Origin of the sequence: Dyella koreensis, assembly GCF_044904565.1 — a bacterium.
GTDB classification, from domain to species: domain Bacteria; phylum Pseudomonadota; class Gammaproteobacteria; order Xanthomonadales; family Rhodanobacteraceae; genus Dyella_D; species Dyella_D koreensis.
In genome coordinates this window covers 353907-368885 of record NZ_JADIKD010000010.1, presented here as the reverse complement: position 1 = coordinate 368885, position 14979 = coordinate 353907, and the positions used below count along the sequence as shown (strand labels likewise).

Here is a 14979-nt window from a genome sequence, read left to right as displayed (position 1 = left end):
AGGAGTCCTCGTGCAGCGACGCGATTTTCTGCGCCTTACCGCCTTGTTCCCACTGGGAGCCGCCAGCATGCGCCCGGCCGCAGCGAATGGCCGTGCCGTTTCGGCGGTCGAGCGCATGCCCGATGGACGTGCGCACCGGTTCGAGCTTTCGGCGAAACAGTTCCTGCTCGACGGCCAGCCGTTCCAGATCCGCAGCGGTGAGATGCACCCCATACGCATCCCGGACGAGTACTGGCGGCACCGCATTCGCATGGCCAAGGCGATGGGGCTCAACACCATCGCGGTCTACGTGATGTGGAATGCGCTGGAGTCGGAGCCGGGCGTGTTCGATCTCAAGACCGGCAGCCGCGACTTCGTCCGCTTTATCCGGCTGTGCCAGGAAGAGGGGATGTGGGTCTACCTGCGTCCGGGACCTTACGTATGTGCGGAGTGGGATTTCGGCGGCCTGCCGCCGTATCTGCTGCGCGATGAGGGCATACGCGTACGGCACAAGGACGACGCGCGTTACATGCAGGCGGTGGGGCGTTATCTGGACACCATTGCACCGCATATCGTGCCGCTGATGGCTGCGAAGGGCGGGCCGATCCTGATGGTGCAGGTGGAGAACGAATACGCTTCGTTCGGCAACGACCTGCACTATCTCAAGCAGTTGCAGGCGATGTGGCGCGAGCGCGGCATCGTGGGGCCGTTCTCCATTTCCGACGGCCTTGGGCAGATCCAGAAACAGAAAACCTACCTGCCGGGCGCGGCACTTGGACTGGACGGCGATACGGATTTCGCCGCGGCGCAAACCATCGCCGGCGAGGCGCCGGTGTGGGTGGGCGAGGGATATCCGGGATGGCTCACGCACTGGGGCGATGCGGATTTCCAGCGCGGCGATTACGTCGCGACGCTGGGTCAGCTGATGGCGCAGGGGCGTTCGTTCAATCTCTACGTCGTTCATGGCGGCACCAACTTCGGTTTCACCGCCGGTGCCAACGCCAACAACGATTACTCCAATTTCGAGCCGGTGATCACCAGTTACGACTACGGTGCGCCGATCAACGAGCGTGGCGAGGCGACGGCGGACTACGCGAAGTTCCGCGACATCATCGCGGCTCATGTATCGCACAAGCTGCCGGAGGTGCCTTCGCCGCCAACTGCGATGAGTTTTTCCGCAACTTTGCTTAAGCCCTATGCGTCGCTATGGGACAACCTGCCAGCGCCAGAGACTGTGCCGAAGCCGCAGTCGAATGAGCAGTTGTTCGCGCAGGATCACGGCATAGTGCTGTACAGAAAGACGGTGCGTGCGGGTGGGCACCTGGCGATTGATGGGCTGCGCGACTATGCGACCGTGTTCAGTGGCGATCGCTATGTGGATTACTTGTCGCGTGTGCACAAGCCGGGGCTGCATGATCAGGCAACGGTCGCGATTCCTGCGCCGGGCAAGGCGGATGGATCGACGCTGGATATCCTGGTCGACAGCTTTGGGCATGTGGGCTACGGGCAGGCGATGGCGGATCGCAAGGGCATCGTCGGCGACGTGCGTCTCGACGATGCAGCGCTGTCGGACTGGCAGGCCTACAGTCTTCCACTGGATGAAAAGTTTCTCGACACGCTGCGCCCGCTGACGAAAGCGGCCTCGCGTCCTGGTCTGTTCTTCCGCGGAAAACTCACGCTCGATCGGGTGGCCGACAGTTATGTCGACATGAGTGCGTGGGACAAGGGCTATGTATGGGTCAATCGCCGGCTGCTTGGCCGGTACTGGCGCATCGGGCCGCAGCAGCGTCTGTACTGTCCGGCCTCATGGTTCAAGGCGGGCGATAACGAAGTGCTGGTGCTCGATCTGCATCGCACCGAGGCGGCTTCCATTCGCGGATTCGAAAGCCTCCACGGTTGAGCACGCATCTTTGTAGGAGCGCACCCTGTGCGCGAAAGCCCCGCAAAGCGGGGCCGCTCTACGGCCCTTTCGCGCACAGGGTGCGCTCCTACAGTTCGACGTGGGCGCGCAGGGAGACGAAGCGGGCAGGGCCGCGATCGCGGTTGTAGCCGGGGTTGTGCACCAGCTGGAGATCGGGGCTGAGCGTGAAGTATTTGCAGACCGCGAAGCTGTAGTACGCCTCCAGGATCTGTTCGCGACCGTAGCGCAGCGCGCCGTCGCCGAGCACGAAACCGTTGCCGCCTAGTGCCAGGTAGTCGCGATGGACTGATGAAAGGCTGTTGATCGCTACGGCAACACTGAAGTGATCCTGGGTACGTCCCCAGTGCGCGCCGGAGAGCTGGAAGCCGCCGCTGACGGTGCGATCCACTTCGGTGAAAGCGAAGGATTCATTGCGGCCGTCGTTCCAGCCGGCGCGCATGAACAGGCCGGTGTCGCCTTGATCGGCCAGTGGCAGTTCGCCGTTGATGGCGAAGCCGTACTTGTGGCGGCCGGGCCGGTCGTCGGCCTTGATGTCGGGAAGCGTGCCGTTGGCCAGCGCGATGGCGATGGCCTCGCGATAGATGCCCATGCGCGCCTGGTTCTGGAAGGCGAGCAGGCGTAGTACCCAACCGTCCGCCTGTGGCTGCAGGGTCAGTTCCATTTGCTGGCCACGCGCATGGCGCAGGGAGCTTTCCAGCTTCTGGCCGTTCGCCTCGTAGGGCATGCGGTAGATGCCGTAGCGCAAGCTCCAGGTCGGGTTGATCCAGCCGATCATCAGGCCTTCGGTATAGCCGCGCGTGTCGGCAGCGAAATCCCAGGCGGTGTTGTTGAACAGCGCCCAGTTCATGAACTGCGTGCGTGTGCCGCCGGCATAGCGGTTTTTGTCGAAGTCGTCGTTGACGGCCATCTTGCCGATCTTTACTTCGAGGCGTCGCGCCGCTTCCTTGCCGGGCAATTGGTCCTGCGCGCGTTCGACATCGGCGGTTTCGTCGCCGAGGGGTAGTGTCCAGCGCAGATAGCGGCGCGCGACGTAGGGACCTTTGCCCAGGCTGCCCGAGCCCGAGCGGATCACGTCGCCATTGGGTAGTCCGCCGAGGCCGGTCGCGCCGCTGACACCCTGACCCTTGAACATCTCGACATCGAAATAGAACTGCAGATGCGCGGGCAGGGCGACACCGAAGTAGGCACCAAAGGTGTGAGAGCGTTCGGTGTCGCTGCGGGCAAGCAGGCTCTGCTTGCCCGCATAGGGCGAATGCAGGCTGTCCTGGTGCTGGTCGATGAAGGTGTACTGCGCACCCAGCCATTGCGGGATGAACAGGGATGCCTCATCGGCCTGCGCCACGCCGGTCAGGGCGAGCAGGACGGGCAGCGTCAGCGCGGCGAGCTTCTTCATGCAGGCTCTTTTCGATCCAGGTAAACAAAAGGCCGCGCATTGGCGACCTTTTGTCTCAATCACATGACAGCTGCACGGGCTTAACCGCCGCGCGAAGCCTTCTTGCGATCGTTTTCGGTGAGGTGCTTCTTGCGCAGGCGGATCTCCTTGGGGGTGACCTCGACGAGCTCATCGTCGTCGATGAAGTCCAGCGCCTGTTCCAGCGAGAACTTGATCGCGGGGCTGAGCTGGATCGCATCGTCCTTGCCCGAAGCGCGCATGTTGGTGAGCGGCTTGGGCTTGATCGCGTTGACCGTGAGGTCGTTGTCCTTGGCGTGGATGCCGATGAGCTGGCCTTCGTACACCGAGTCGCCTTCGGCGGCGAACAGCTTGCCGCGATCCTGCAGCGGCCCAAGCGAGTAGGCCGGGGTGGTGCCGGCAGCGTTGGCGATCATCACGCCGTTGAGGCGTTTGGCGATCGCGACCGGCGTGTACGGACCGTAGTGGTCGAACACGTGGAACAGCAGGCCCGAACCCTGGGTGAGGGTCTTGAACTGGTTCTGGAAGCCGATCAGGCCGCGCGCCGGGATCAGGTACTCAAGGCGCACACGGCCCTTGCCGTCCGACACCATGTTCTTCAGGTCACCCTTGCGGATGCCCAGACGCTCCATGACGCCGCCCTGGTGCTGCTCTTCGATGTCGACCACCAGCTGCTCGATGGGCTCCATCTTCTGGCCGTCGATTTCCTTGAGGATCACTTCCGGACGCGACACAGCCAGCTCGTAGCCTTCGCGGCGCATGTTTTCGATCAGCACCGAGAGGTGCAGTTCGCCACGGCCCGAGACCAGGAACTTGTCGGCGTCGGAGCCATCTTCCACGCGCAGTGCCACGTTGTGGACCTTCTCGCGGTCGAGGCGCTCACGCAGCTGGCGGCTGGTGAGGAACTTGCCGCCCGACAGATCCTTGTTGCCGACGAACGGCGAGTTGTTGACCTGGAAGGTCATGCTGATCATCGGCTCGTCGACGCTCAGCGCCGGCAGCGCTTCGGGCACCTCCAGAGAGGTCACCGTGTCGGAAATGGTCAGCTCGGAGATGCCCGAAATAGCGACGATGTCGCCGGCTTCGGCGCTGTCCTGCTCGATGCGCTCCAGGCCGAGGAAGCCGAGTACCTGACCAATCTTGCCCTGGCGCTTCTTGCCATGACGATCAATCACGGCGACCGGCATGCCCTTCTTCAGGGTGCCGCGCTGGATGCGGCCGATGCCAATGACACCGACAAAGTTGTTGTGGTCCAGCTGGCTGATGCGCATCTGGAAGGCGCCATCCGGATCGACGTCCGGCTTCGGCGCGTGCTTCATGATCGCTTCGTACAGCGGGGTCATGTCGCCTTCGCGGGCGTTTTCGTCCAGCGAGGCATAACCGTTCAGCGCCGAAGCGTAGACGATCGGAAATTCCATCTGCTCGTCAGTGGCGCCGAGCTTCTCGAAGAGATCCCACACCTGCTCGACAACCCACTCCGGACGGGAGCCCGGACGGTCGACCTTGTTGACGACCACGATCGGCTTGAAGCCCATCGCGAACGCCTTCTGCGTCACGAAGCGGGTCTGCGGCATCGGGCCGTCCATCGCGTCGACCAGGATCAGTACGGTGTCGACCATCGACAGCACGCGCTCCACCTCGCCGCCGAAGTCGGCGTGGCCTGGGGTGTCGACGATGTTGATGCGGTTCTTGGCGCCCGTCTTCTTGTCTTCCCAGGTGATGGCCGTGTTCTTGGCCAGGATCGTGATGCCACGCTCCTTTTCCTGGTCGTTGCTGTCCATCACGCGCTCGGCCAGCACGGTGCGCTCGGAGAGCGTGCCGGACTGCTTCAGCAGCTGGTCGACGAGCGTGGTCTTGCCGTGGTCGACGTGGGCGACGATGGCGATATTGCGCAGATTTTCGATGGACATGGGATTGGCTCGGGCGACCGGGTGGCCGTCGCGTGGATTTCTCAAGGGCGAATCGGACGATTATACGGATTAATGTGACAGCTTGCTTGAACCGAAGCTGCCAGAACCCGTAGGAGCGCACCTTGTGCGCGAAATGGGCCGAATGGACCGTGCTTTTAGCCCTTTATGGGGGCGCAATGAAGGGGCGGTCGCCCACAGGGTGGGCTCCTACAGGGGCGCCGTGCGTGCGCGGGTCACCCGGCTCGCCGTTTCCTTATGCAGCTGCGCGGCGAGCCAGGCGCCGGTGGCGATCAGCAGATCCAGGTCGATGCCGGTATGGATGCCCATGCCATGGAGCATGTAGACGACGTCCTCGCTGGCCACGTTGCCGGTGGCGCCCTTGGCGTAGGGGCAGCCGCCCGTGCCGGAGACGGCGCTGTCGACGACGCGAACGCCTTCTTCGAGGCAGGCGAGGATGTTAGCCAGGGCCTGGCCGTAGGTGTCGTGGAAGTGGACGGCGAGGGCGTCCATCGGGACTTCCTGCGCGACGGCCTTGAGCATGGCGCGCGCCTTGGCAGGCGTGCCGACGCCTATGGTGTCGCCGAGGGAGATTTCGTAGCAGCCGAGTTGATGCAGGCGCCTGGCGACGCGCACGACATCGCTGACCGGAACCTCGCCCTGGTAGGGGCAGCCGAGCACGGTGGAAACATAGCCACGCACTTTCACGCCATCGGCCTTGGCGCGTTCCATCACGGGCAGGAAGCGTTCGATCGATTCGTCGATGGAAGCGTTGATGTTTTTCTGGTTGAACGCTTCGGAGGCCGCGGTGAACACGGCGATCTCGGTGGCGCCGACGTCGCGCGCGCGCAGGTAGCCCTGTTCGTTGGGCACCAGCACGGGGTAGCTCACCCCCGGTACCTTGCGGATGCCCCGGAATACTTCGGCGGCGTCGGCCAGCTGCGGCACCCACTTGGGGCTGACGAAACTGGTGGCTTCGATGGTCTGCAGGCCGGTGGAGGAGAGGCGATCGATCAGCGCGATCTTCACGTCGGCCGGCAGCAGGGTCTTTTCGTTCTGCAGACCGTCGCGGGCGCCGACTTCGACGATGCGTACGTGGTTGTTGGTAGCGGTCATGATGGCGAGCCTGATACGACGTGTGACATCAATTCACTGCGCAAAGCGCACCAGCACGGTGTCGGCTTCGACGAAGTCGCCTTGCGCCGCGCTCACGTTTTCGATGGTGCCGGCGCGCGGGGCTTTCAATGCCAGCTCCATCTTCATCGCTTCCATCACCAGCAGCTCCTGGCCTTCCTCCACCGTATCGCCGGGCTTGGCTTTCACCAGCACGATGCGGCCGGGCATCGGCGCGATGATCTGATTGCCGCCGGCGCCCTGTTTGGATTCCCAGGCGAAGGCGACGGCGCGGGCGAGGCTATGGCGATAGCCCTCCGCGTCATGCAACAGCACGCGCTGGGCATCGGCGCGCAGCGGCAGGTGCAGGGCTTCGCCCTGGAAGCGGGCGCTGAGGGTTTCGCCGTCGTGGCGCGCGCCGTGCACGTCGCAGGTGGCATCGCCGTGGCGTAGCTGATAGTGACCGTCGTGACCGTGGGCTTCGACCTCGTAGCGCTGCTCACGCAACGACAGCGCGATGATGCGTTTGCCGGCATGGCCGACGCGCCATGCGTCGGCGCTGGCCCATGGTGAGAATGGGTCGGTGTTGTGCTGGGCGCCCGTGGTCACGGCGCGTTCGTCATGCAGCAGCGCTGCCGTCGCGGCGGCGAACAACACGGTATCGGACGGCGCCGCGTCACCGACGAGGAATTCGTCGAGGTGCCGGTCGAGGTAGCCGGTATCGATGCGGCCCTCGACGACCGCCGGATGGCGGGCGAGGCGTTCGAGAAAGGCGATGTTCGATTTCGGCCCTGCGATCTCGCAAGCGGCCAGCGCTTCGCGCAAGCGCTGCAGAGCTTGCGTGCGGTCGCGGTCATGCACGATGAGCTTGGCGATCATCGGGTCATAGAAGATGGTGACGGTATCGCCTTCAATCACGCCGCCATCGATGCGCACATGGCGCGACGCCGTGGGCAGCCGCAGGCGCAGCAGCTTGCCGGAGCCGGGCAGGAAGTTCTGTTCCGGGTCTTCGGCGTACAGGCGCACTTCGATGGCGTGGCCGTGCGCGTGGACCTGCTCCTGCCGCAACGGCAGCGCTTCGCCAGCGGCAATGCGCAGCTGCCATTCGACCAGGTCGAGGCCGAGCGTTTCCTCGGTGACCGGGTGCTCCACCTGGAGGCGTGTATTCATTTCCATGAAGAAGAATTCGCCGTCCTGGCCCACGATGAATTCCACCGTGCCGGCGCCGACGTAATTCACTGCCTGGGCGGCAGCCACCGCCGCCTCGCCCATGGCCTTGCGACGCTCGGGCGTGAGGAAGGGTGAGGGCGTTTCTTCCAGCACTTTCTGATAGCGGCGCTGCGCGGAGCATTCACGCTCATTGAGGTGGATCACGCTGCCATGGCTGTCACCGAACACCTGAAACTCGATGTGGCGCGGATGCTCCACGTAGCGCTCGAGGATCACACGCGTATCGCCGAAGGCGTTGGCGGCTTCGCGCTGCGCCGAGGCGAGCGCGTCGGCGAACTCTTTCTCGCTGTGCACGATGCGCATGCCCTTGCCGCCGCCGCCGGCCGCGGCCTTGATCATCAGCGGGAAGCCGGTATGGCGTGCCTGTTCGGCGAGGAACCCGGCGTCCTGGTTCTCGCCGTGGTAGCCCGGCACCAGTGGCACTGCATGTTGTTCCATCAGCGCCTTGGCGGCGGCTTTGGAGCCCATGGCGTCGATGCTTTCCGGGCGCGGGCCGATGAAGGCCATGCCGGCCTCGGTGCAGGCGCGCGCGAAAGCGGTGTTCTCCGACAGGAAGCCGTAGCCGGGATGAATAGCCTGCGCGCCGGAGCGCTTGGCGACGTCGAGGATAGCGTCGCTGCGCAGGTAGGAGTCGGCGGGGCGCGGGCCACCGATCGGCCAGGCTTCGTCGGCGAGGCGCACATGTTGCGCGTCGGCATCCGCTTCGGAGTAGACGGCGATGGTGTGGATGCCCAGGCGCCGGCAGGTGCGGATCACGCGGCAGGCGATTTCGCCGCGGTTGGCTATGAGGACGCGGTTGAACATGCGGAGGATCCGGGGGTGTTATGCAAAGTGCATAACGCTAACAGATGGGGGATGTGTAGCCGATGCGCGGCGCAGCAATCGTGTTGTTCTGCGGTGCGCCTTCCTACTTCGTCATCCCTGCGTAGGCAGGGATCCAGTAGTGAAGCGTTTCGATGTTCGCGTTGTCGCGACCGGGTCCGCCTGCGGCGGGGTTTCGTCTCGCTGCCGCGAGCCGAGTTACTTTTCTCTGCTTGCCCAGAGAAAAGTAACCAAAAGAGAGGGCACCCCTCTTGCGCGCCCTCCGGCCAAGCCTCACCGCTCCACAGGGGACCCGTTACGGGCTCGCTTCGCATCGCCTAGTAAAGCGGTTGCTCCCTCCCCTGCTTGCAGGGGAGGGTTGGGGAGGGGTGTGGGTGCTCGGGATGACGTTGCTACAGCGCGGGTTGAGATTTGCCGAAGGCCCCTCCGCGCTTCACTCGCCTTCCCAGTAATCCACCGATTCCCCTCTGCGCCCCACGGTGCGGAAGATCTGTGGTGTGCCATCGGCGGCAGGCCCGAACTCCGCGATGACGCCGTATTTGTTGCTGTCGGGGTATTCGCAGACTTCGGGGGTTTGTTTGGTGCTGATGCTGAGGTAGCGCAGGTCGGCGTTGCTGGTGTTGATGATTTGGTGGGCGCTTTCGGGGCCGCCGGGTGGGCAGGCGATGATGTCGCCGGCGCGGATGGGGTGGCGGTCGTTGCCGATGCGGACTTCGCCTTCACCTTCGAGGACGAAGAACATTTCTTCGTTGACGCGGTGGTTGTGGAGGGGGTAGCCGCGTTTGCCGGGCGGCAGCACGGTGAGGTTGTAGCCGAGTTTCTGCGCGCCCAGGTTCTGCGAGATGCGTGCTACGTGCGGGCCGTAGCGTTCGGCGGCGGCGCCGGAGGCAGCGAAGCCTGGTGGCAGGGGCTGTGGGTCGAGGGTGGCGATGTTGACGATGGGATGGGGCATGGCGGGTCCTTTGGGGACTGGCTTGATCTGCCTGATTTACTCGGGCGAATGGCAGACGGCTTCGATGTTGTGGCCGTCGGGGTCGAGTACGAAGGCGGCGTAGTAGTTGGCGTGGTAGTGCGGGCGCGGGCCTGGCGGGCCGTTGTCGGTGGCGCCTGCGGCCAGTGCAGCACGATGGAAGGCGTTGACGGCGGCGCGGGTCGGCGCGACGAAGGCGACATGCATGTTCGACAGCGGCGCGATCGGGTCGGCGCTGATCCAGAAGCAGGGTTTGCCTTCGGTGCCGAAGCCGGCATGCGAGCGATCACCGGTGACTTCGACAGTGACTTCCATGATCAAGGTGGCGCCCAGCGGTGCCAGCACCTTGGTGTAGAACACCTTGCTGAGCGCGTAGTCGGAAACGCGTACGCCGATATGGTCGAGCATGATGCCGCTCCGTGACGAGGTTGGAGCGGGATCATGCACCAAACGTATTACGCCGGCTTGTGCCAGTGGGGCGCGCGTTTGTCGAGGAAGGCGCCGAGACCTTCCTGGCCTTCCCCGGATACGCGCAGGCGCGCGATCAATGCGGCGTTGTCGCGGTCGGTCTGTTCGGCGTCGGCCTCGCTGATGCCTGCGACGCGCAGGGCCAGTTGCTTGGCTTCGGCCTGGGCGATGGGGCCGGCCTTGGCGAGTGCGCCCACGGTGGCGTCCACCGTTTCATCTAGTGCGTCGGCGGCGACGGATTGATGGAGCAGGCCGATGCGTTGCGCGGTCGTGGCATCGAACAGTTCACCGGTGAGGAACAGGCGGCGCGCCTGACGCAGGCCGATGGCGTGGATCACATAGGGCGAGATCACGGCGGGCACGAGGCCGAGTTTGACTTCGGTCAATCCGAACTTGGCGCTGTCCACGCCGATGGCGATGTCGCAGCAGGCCACCAGGCCCACGCCGCCACCGTAGGCGGCGCCGTTGACGCGCGCCACGGTGGGTTTGGGCAGGAATTGCAGGGTGCGCATGAGGCGCGCCAAGCGCAGCGAGTCTTCGCGGTTTTCCGCTTCGCTGGCCTTGGCCATGCCGCGCATCCAGTTGAGATCGGCGCCGGCGGAAAAACTTGCGCCTGCGCCGGTCAGCACCACGACGCGCACGGAGGTGTCGTTGCCGGCTTCTTTCAGCGCCGCGGTCAGCTCGGCGATCAGTCCGTCATCGAAGGCGTTGTGCAGCTGCGGGCGATTCAGCGTGATGGTGCGGACGGCGGCGCGGTCGGCGATCTGGAGGCTGGCGTACATGGGGATCTCTCTCGGTCGAGAGCCGCATGTTAAGGGAAGCGGGGCGGTGTCCCGGCACTCCTTAGCTAACGCATCACCTATCGAACCGCTTTAATGTACAATGCGAACCATTCTTATTTGAGTGGTTGCCGTGCGACTGTCCGACCTGCCGAAAGGGGCGCCTGCCGTGGTGGACCGAGTGGACGATGCTCATGCTTCCGACCCGATTGCGCAGCGATTGCGCGACCTGGGTTTCGTCGAAGGCGAGCCGGTTCGCGTGGTCGCCCGCGGGCCGCTGGGTGCCGATCCGCTGTTGATTCAGATCGGCTCCACGCGTTTCGCCCTGCGACGCACCGAGGCAGCGCGCGTCACTGTGCGAATGGAGGCGGCATGAGCGCGAGCACGCTGCGCATTGCCCTGGTCGGCAATCCCAACTGCGGCAAGACCGCGCTGTTCAATCAGCTCACCGGCGGCCGCCAGAAAGTAGCGAATTACGCAGGCGTGACGGTGGAGCGCAAGGAAGGTCGTTTCACTGCGCCTTCCGGTCGTGTGCTGCACCTGCTCGATCTGCCGGGCACTTACAGTTTCGACGCGAACAGTCCGGACGAGCAGATCACTCGCGACGTCTGCGAAGGTGTTTATCCGGGTGAGCCCGCACCTGATTTGATCGTCTGCGTGGCCGATGCGACCAACCTGCGCCTGCATCTGCGCTTTGTACTGGAAGTGAAGCGTCTCGGTCGGCCGGTCGTGCTGGCACTGAACATGATGGATACCGCGCGTCGCCGCGGCATCGTGATCGACGTGCCCGAGTTGCAGCGTCGTCTCGGCTTGCCGGTGGTGGAAACCATCGCGGTGAAGCGTGGCGGTGCGAAGGCACTGATCGAACGCGTGGACGGCGAAGTGCCGGTGGCTGCACCGGCGCAGCCGGATGATGCAGCCAGCCGCGCCGATCTGCACGCCGAGGTGCGTGCGTTGCTTGCCGCGACCGTCACCATGCCGCGCAGCACCGACGCGATCGATGACGCGCTCGATCGCTGGGCGCTGCATCCGGTATTCGGACTGGGCATTCTCGCGGTGCTGATGTTCCTGATCTTCCAGGCCGTGTTCTCCTGGGCCAAGCCGCTGATGGATGCGATCCAGGAAGGTGTGACCGTGCTGGGCACGTGGTCGACGCAGGCATTGCCGGCCGACAGTGCGCTGCACAGTCTGCTCAACGACGGCATCTTCGCTGGCCTTGGCGCGGTGCTGGTGTTCTTGCCGCAGATCCTGATCCTGTTTTTGTTCATCCTCATCCTTGAGGAGTCGGGCTACCTTCCGCGCGCGGCGTTCCTGCTGGACAAGCTGATGTTCAAGGCGGGCCTGACCGGGCGCGCGTTCATTCCGCTGCTGTCGAGTTTCGCCTGCGCCATTCCCGGCATCATGGCCACGCGCAGCATCACCGATCCGCGCGATCGCCTCACGACCATTCTTGTCGCGCCGCTGATGACCTGCTCGGCACGCCTGCCGGTGTACACCTTGCTGATCGCCGCGTTCATACCGCAGCGCACGGTGTGGGGTGTGTTCAACCTGCAGGGCGTGGTGCTGTTCACGCTGTACGTCGCCGGCATCGTCAGCGCGCTGACGGTGGCGTTCGTGATCAAGCGCTTCCGCAAGGACAAGAGCGAGCATGCGCTGCTGATGGAGCTGCCGTCGTATCGCCTGCCGCATGTGCGCGACGTGGCGCTGGGGCTGTGGGAACGCGCCAAGATCTTCCTCAAGCGCGTGGGCGGTATCATTCTCGCGCTCACTGTGTTGCTGTGGTTTCTGTCCAGTTTCCCGGCACCGCCGGCAGGCGCGACGCAGCCGGCTATCGATTACAGCCTGGCCGGCCGCCTGGGCCACGCGTTGCACTACGTGTTCGCGCCGATCGGTTTCAACTGGCAGATCTGCATCGCGCTGATCCCGGGTCTGGCCGCGCGCGAAGTGGCGGTGTCCGCGCTGGGCACGGTGTATGCGATGTCTGGTGCGGATGAGGCTGTCGCCAGCCAGCTTGGCCCCGTGATTGCGCAGCAGTGGTCGCTGGCCACGGCGCTGTCGCTGCTCGCCTGGTACGTGTTCGCGCCGCAGTGCATGTCGACGATGGCAGTGATCCGCCGCGAGACCAATTCCTGGCGCAATGTAGCGATCACTGCTGGTTACCTGTTCGGCCTGGCCTACTTGGCTTCGCTGATCACCTATCAGATCGCGAAGGCGCTGACATGAGTGCTTTTGCGCTGGTGCAGGCGGTAATCATCGGCGTGCTGGTCGCGACCAGCACGGTAGTTGCCTTCCGCAAGTTGCTGCCAGGCGTGAGTACGCGCTGGATGGCCGCTGCTTCGGCTTCGCTCAACAAGCCGTGGCGCAAGCCATGGCTGCGCGCCATGGGTCGCTGGCTGCAGCCGGCACAGGCAACCGGTAATTGCGGTGATGGTTGCGGCACCTGCGGCAGTTGCGGGCCGAAGCCGCCGGCCGCGGCGAAGCATGATGTGCAGCCGTTGGAGTTTCGCCCGCGCTCACATTGAGTGTAGGAGCGCACCCTGTGCGCGAAAGCCACGCATCGCGTGGCCGCTTTTGCCTCATCGGTGAAGGGTGCCGCCCTGCTCACACAGGGCGCGCTCCTACATGCGGAACACGCCGTATCGCTGCGGCTCGATCGGCGCATTGAGCGAGGCGGAAATGGCCAGGCCGAGCACGCGGCGCGTATCGGCCGGATCGATGATGCCGTCGTCCCACAGCCGCGCGCTGGCGTAGTAGGGGTGGCCCTGGTGTTCGTACTGCTCGCGGATGGGGGCCTTGAAGGCTTCCTCTTCCTCCGGGCTCCACTGCTTGCCGGCGGCTTCGATACCGTCGCGGCGCACGGTGGCGAGTACGGAGGCAGCCTGCTCGCCGCCCATCACGCTGATGCGCGCGTTTGGCCACATCCACAGGAAGCGGGCGCCGTAGGCGCGGCCGCACATGGCGTAGTTGCCGGCACCAAAGCTGCCGCCGATCACCACGGTGAATTTCGGTACATGCGAGCAGGCGACGGCGGTGACCATCTTGGCGCCGTCTTTGGCGATGCCGGCATTTTCGTATTTCTTGCCGACCATGAAGCCGGTGATGTTCTGCAGGAACACCAACGGCACGTTGCGCTGGTTGCAAAGTTCGATGAAGTGGGCGCCCTTGAGCGCGCTTTCGGAGAACAGGATGCCGTTGTTGGCGATGATGCCGACCGGATAGCCGTGGATGTGGGCGAAGCCGCAGACCAGGGTCTTGCCGTAGCGCGCCTTGAATTCGTGGAATTCCGAGCCGTCGACGATGCGCGCGATCACTTCGCGGATATCGAAGGGGCGGCGGGTGTCCTGCGGGATCACGCCATACAGATCCTCCGCCGGGTAGCGCGGTTCCGACGGCTGGCGCAGCGCCAGCGGCATGTCCTTTCTGCGGTTGAGGCTGGCGACGATGTCGCGCGCGATGGATAGCGCATGCGCGTCGTTCTCCGCGAAATGATCGGCTACGCCGGAGACGGACGTATGGACGTCTGCGCCACCCAGCGCTTCGGCATCCACCACTTCGCCGGTCGCGGCTTTCACCAGCGGCGGGCCACCGAGGAAGATGGTGCCCTGTTCGCGCACGATGATGGTTTCGTCGCTCATCGCCGGCACGTAGGCGCCGCCGGCGGTGCACGAGCCCATCACTACCGCGATCTGAGGAATGCCCAGGCCGGACATGCGCGCCTGGTTGTAGAAGATGCGGCCGAAGTGCTCCTTGTCCGGGAATACCTCATCCTGCAACGGCAGGAAGGCGCCGCCGGAGTCGACCAGGTAGATGCAGGGCAGGCGATTCTCCAGCGCCACTTCCTGCGCGCGCAGGTGCTTCTTCACCGTCATCGGGAAGTAGGTGCCGCCCTTCACGGTAGCGTCGTTGGCGACCACCACCACTTCGATGCCGTTGACCCGGCCGATGCCGGTGATGATGCCGGCGGCGGGCGCAGCATCGTCGTACATGCCGTGCGCGGCGAGCGGCGACAGTTCGAGAAAGGGCGAGCCTGGATCGAGCAGGGCGCGGATGCGCTCGCGCGGTAGCAGCTTGCCGCGTGCGGTGTGCTTGTCGCGGGCCTTCTCGCCGCCGCCTTCTGCACTGCGCGCCAGTTCGCGATGCAGGTTATCGACCAGTCCGCGCAGCTGTGCGCTGCTGGCCTGAAACTCGGGCGAACGGGTATCGATCTGCGAAGCGATGACGCTCATGAGGCTGGACTGCCGTCGATGGGAATACGCGATGATAACGGCGCCCGCGCACTCTTCGAAATCTTTGGTGCCGTAGGAGCGCACCTTGTGCGCGAAAGCGGCCCGGAGGGGCGCCGCTCTTCGGCACATGTGAGATGGGCCCTGCTACGCAGG

12 protein-coding genes are annotated in these 14979 nt (G+C 64.6%); 4 read left to right on the top strand and 8 right to left on the bottom strand.

Translation table 11 applies throughout. The features are described from left to right. Positions 1-10: 10 nt before the first annotated feature. On the top strand, positions 11-1879 hold the full coding sequence (locus tag ISS97_RS11255) for a beta-galactosidase (RefSeq protein ID WP_379986597.1): 1869 nt from the start codon (positions 11-13) through the stop codon (positions 1877-1879). A gap of 88 nt (positions 1880-1967) precedes the next feature. On the opposite strand, the gene ISS97_RS11250 is transcribed toward ISS97_RS11255, so the two are convergent. The 7 genes from ISS97_RS11250 to ISS97_RS11220 all read right to left on the bottom strand — a co-directional run bounded on the left by ISS97_RS11250 (position 1968) and on the right by ISS97_RS11220 (position 10603). After that, positions 1968-3293 carry a carbohydrate porin gene (locus ISS97_RS11250; protein WP_379986598.1) on the bottom strand — a complete coding sequence of 442 codons (1326 nt, stop codon included), beginning with the start codon at positions 3291-3293 and terminating at the stop codon, positions 1968-1970. 80 nt (positions 3294-3373) lie between these two features. Continuing rightward, entirely contained in the window at positions 3374-5221 is a 1848-nt protein-coding gene (gene typA / locus ISS97_RS11245) for a translational GTPase TypA (protein WP_379986599.1), read from the bottom strand. 207 nt (positions 5222-5428) lie between these two features. Further along, positions 5429-6334, bottom strand: coding sequence for a hydroxymethylglutaryl-CoA lyase (locus tag ISS97_RS11240; protein WP_379986600.1), 906 nt, complete (start codon positions 6332-6334; stop codon positions 5429-5431). Positions 6335-6367: 33 nt separating this feature from the next. Then, positions 6368-8365 carry an acetyl/propionyl/methylcrotonyl-CoA carboxylase subunit alpha gene (locus tag ISS97_RS11235; protein WP_379986601.1) on the bottom strand — a complete coding sequence of 666 codons (1998 nt, stop codon included), beginning with the start codon at positions 8363-8365 and terminating at the stop codon, positions 6368-6370. Between the two features lie 451 nt (positions 8366-8816). Further along, positions 8817-9335, bottom strand: coding sequence for a cupin domain-containing protein (locus ISS97_RS11230; RefSeq protein WP_379986602.1), 519 nt, complete (start codon positions 9333-9335; stop codon positions 8817-8819). A 36-nt stretch (positions 9336-9371) separates the two neighbouring features. Further along, positions 9372-9761 (bottom strand): VOC family protein, encoded by a 390-nt coding sequence (locus tag ISS97_RS11225; RefSeq protein WP_379986603.1) that lies wholly within the window; start codon positions 9759-9761, stop codon positions 9372-9374. Positions 9762-9808: 47 nt separating this feature from the next. Further along, positions 9809-10603 carry an enoyl-CoA hydratase/isomerase family protein gene (locus tag ISS97_RS11220; RefSeq protein WP_379986604.1) on the bottom strand — a complete coding sequence of 265 codons (795 nt, stop codon included), beginning with the start codon at positions 10601-10603 and terminating at the stop codon, positions 9809-9811. A 130-nt stretch (positions 10604-10733) separates the two neighbouring features. Here ISS97_RS11220 and ISS97_RS11215 point away from each other — a divergent pair, with 130 nt between their 5' ends. The 3 genes from ISS97_RS11215 to ISS97_RS11205 are packed head-to-tail and all read left to right on the top strand — an operon-like array spanning position 10734 to position 13122. After that, positions 10734-10976, top strand: coding sequence for a FeoA family protein (locus tag ISS97_RS11215; RefSeq protein WP_379986605.1), 243 nt, complete (start codon positions 10734-10736; stop codon positions 10974-10976). After that, on the top strand, positions 10973-12823 hold the full coding sequence (feoB, locus tag ISS97_RS11210) for a ferrous iron transport protein B (protein WP_379986606.1): 1851 nt from the start codon (positions 10973-10975) through the stop codon (positions 12821-12823). Before ISS97_RS11215 ends, feoB begins: the two co-directional genes overlap by 4 nt. After that, positions 12820-13122, top strand: a complete 303-nt coding sequence (locus ISS97_RS11205) for a DUF6587 family protein (protein ID WP_379986607.1) — start codon at positions 12820-12822, stop codon at positions 13120-13122. Before feoB ends, ISS97_RS11205 begins: the two co-directional genes overlap by 4 nt. 96 nt (positions 13123-13218) lie before the next feature. Here the strand turns inward: ISS97_RS11205 and ISS97_RS11200 are convergent, their stop codons facing one another. After that, positions 13219-14826 carry a carboxyl transferase domain-containing protein gene (locus tag ISS97_RS11200; RefSeq protein WP_379986608.1) on the bottom strand — a complete coding sequence of 536 codons (1608 nt, stop codon included), beginning with the start codon at positions 14824-14826 and terminating at the stop codon, positions 13219-13221. Between the last annotated feature and the right edge of the window lie 153 nt (positions 14827-14979).

What these genes read in the sequence shown, in the direction of transcription:
- ISS97_RS11250 (WP_379986598.1), bottom strand. Translation starts at nt 3,293, where the DNA reads ATGAAGAAGCTCGCCGCGCTGACGCTGCCCGTCCTGCTCGCCCTGACC.
- typA (WP_379986599.1), bottom strand. Translation starts at nt 5,221, where the DNA reads ATGTCCATCGAAAATCTGCGCAATATCGCCATCGTCGCCCACGTCGAC.
- ISS97_RS11240 (WP_379986600.1), bottom strand. Translation starts at nt 6,334, where the DNA reads ATGACCGCTACCAACAACCACGTACGCATCGTCGAAGTCGGCGCCCGC.
- ISS97_RS11235 (WP_379986601.1), bottom strand. Translation starts at nt 8,365, where the DNA reads ATGTTCAACCGCGTCCTCATAGCCAACCGCGGCGAAATCGCCTGCCGC.
- ISS97_RS11230 (WP_379986602.1), bottom strand. Translation starts at nt 9,335, where the DNA reads ATGCCCCATCCCATCGTCAACATCGCCACCCTCGACCCACAGCCCCTG.
- ISS97_RS11225 (WP_379986603.1), bottom strand. Translation starts at nt 9,761, where the DNA reads ATGCTCGACCATATCGGCGTACGCGTTTCCGACTACGCGCTCAGCAAG.
- ISS97_RS11220 (WP_379986604.1), bottom strand. Translation starts at nt 10,603, where the DNA reads ATGTACGCCAGCCTCCAGATCGCCGACCGCGCCGCCGTCCGCACCATC.
- feoB (WP_379986606.1), top strand. Translation starts at nt 10,973, where the DNA reads ATGAGCGCGAGCACGCTGCGCATTGCCCTGGTCGGCAATCCCAACTGC.
- ISS97_RS11205 (WP_379986607.1), top strand. Translation starts at nt 12,820, where the DNA reads ATGAGTGCTTTTGCGCTGGTGCAGGCGGTAATCATCGGCGTGCTGGTC.
- ISS97_RS11200 (WP_379986608.1), bottom strand. Translation starts at nt 14,826, where the DNA reads ATGAGCGTCATCGCTTCGCAGATCGATACCCGTTCGCCCGAGTTTCAG.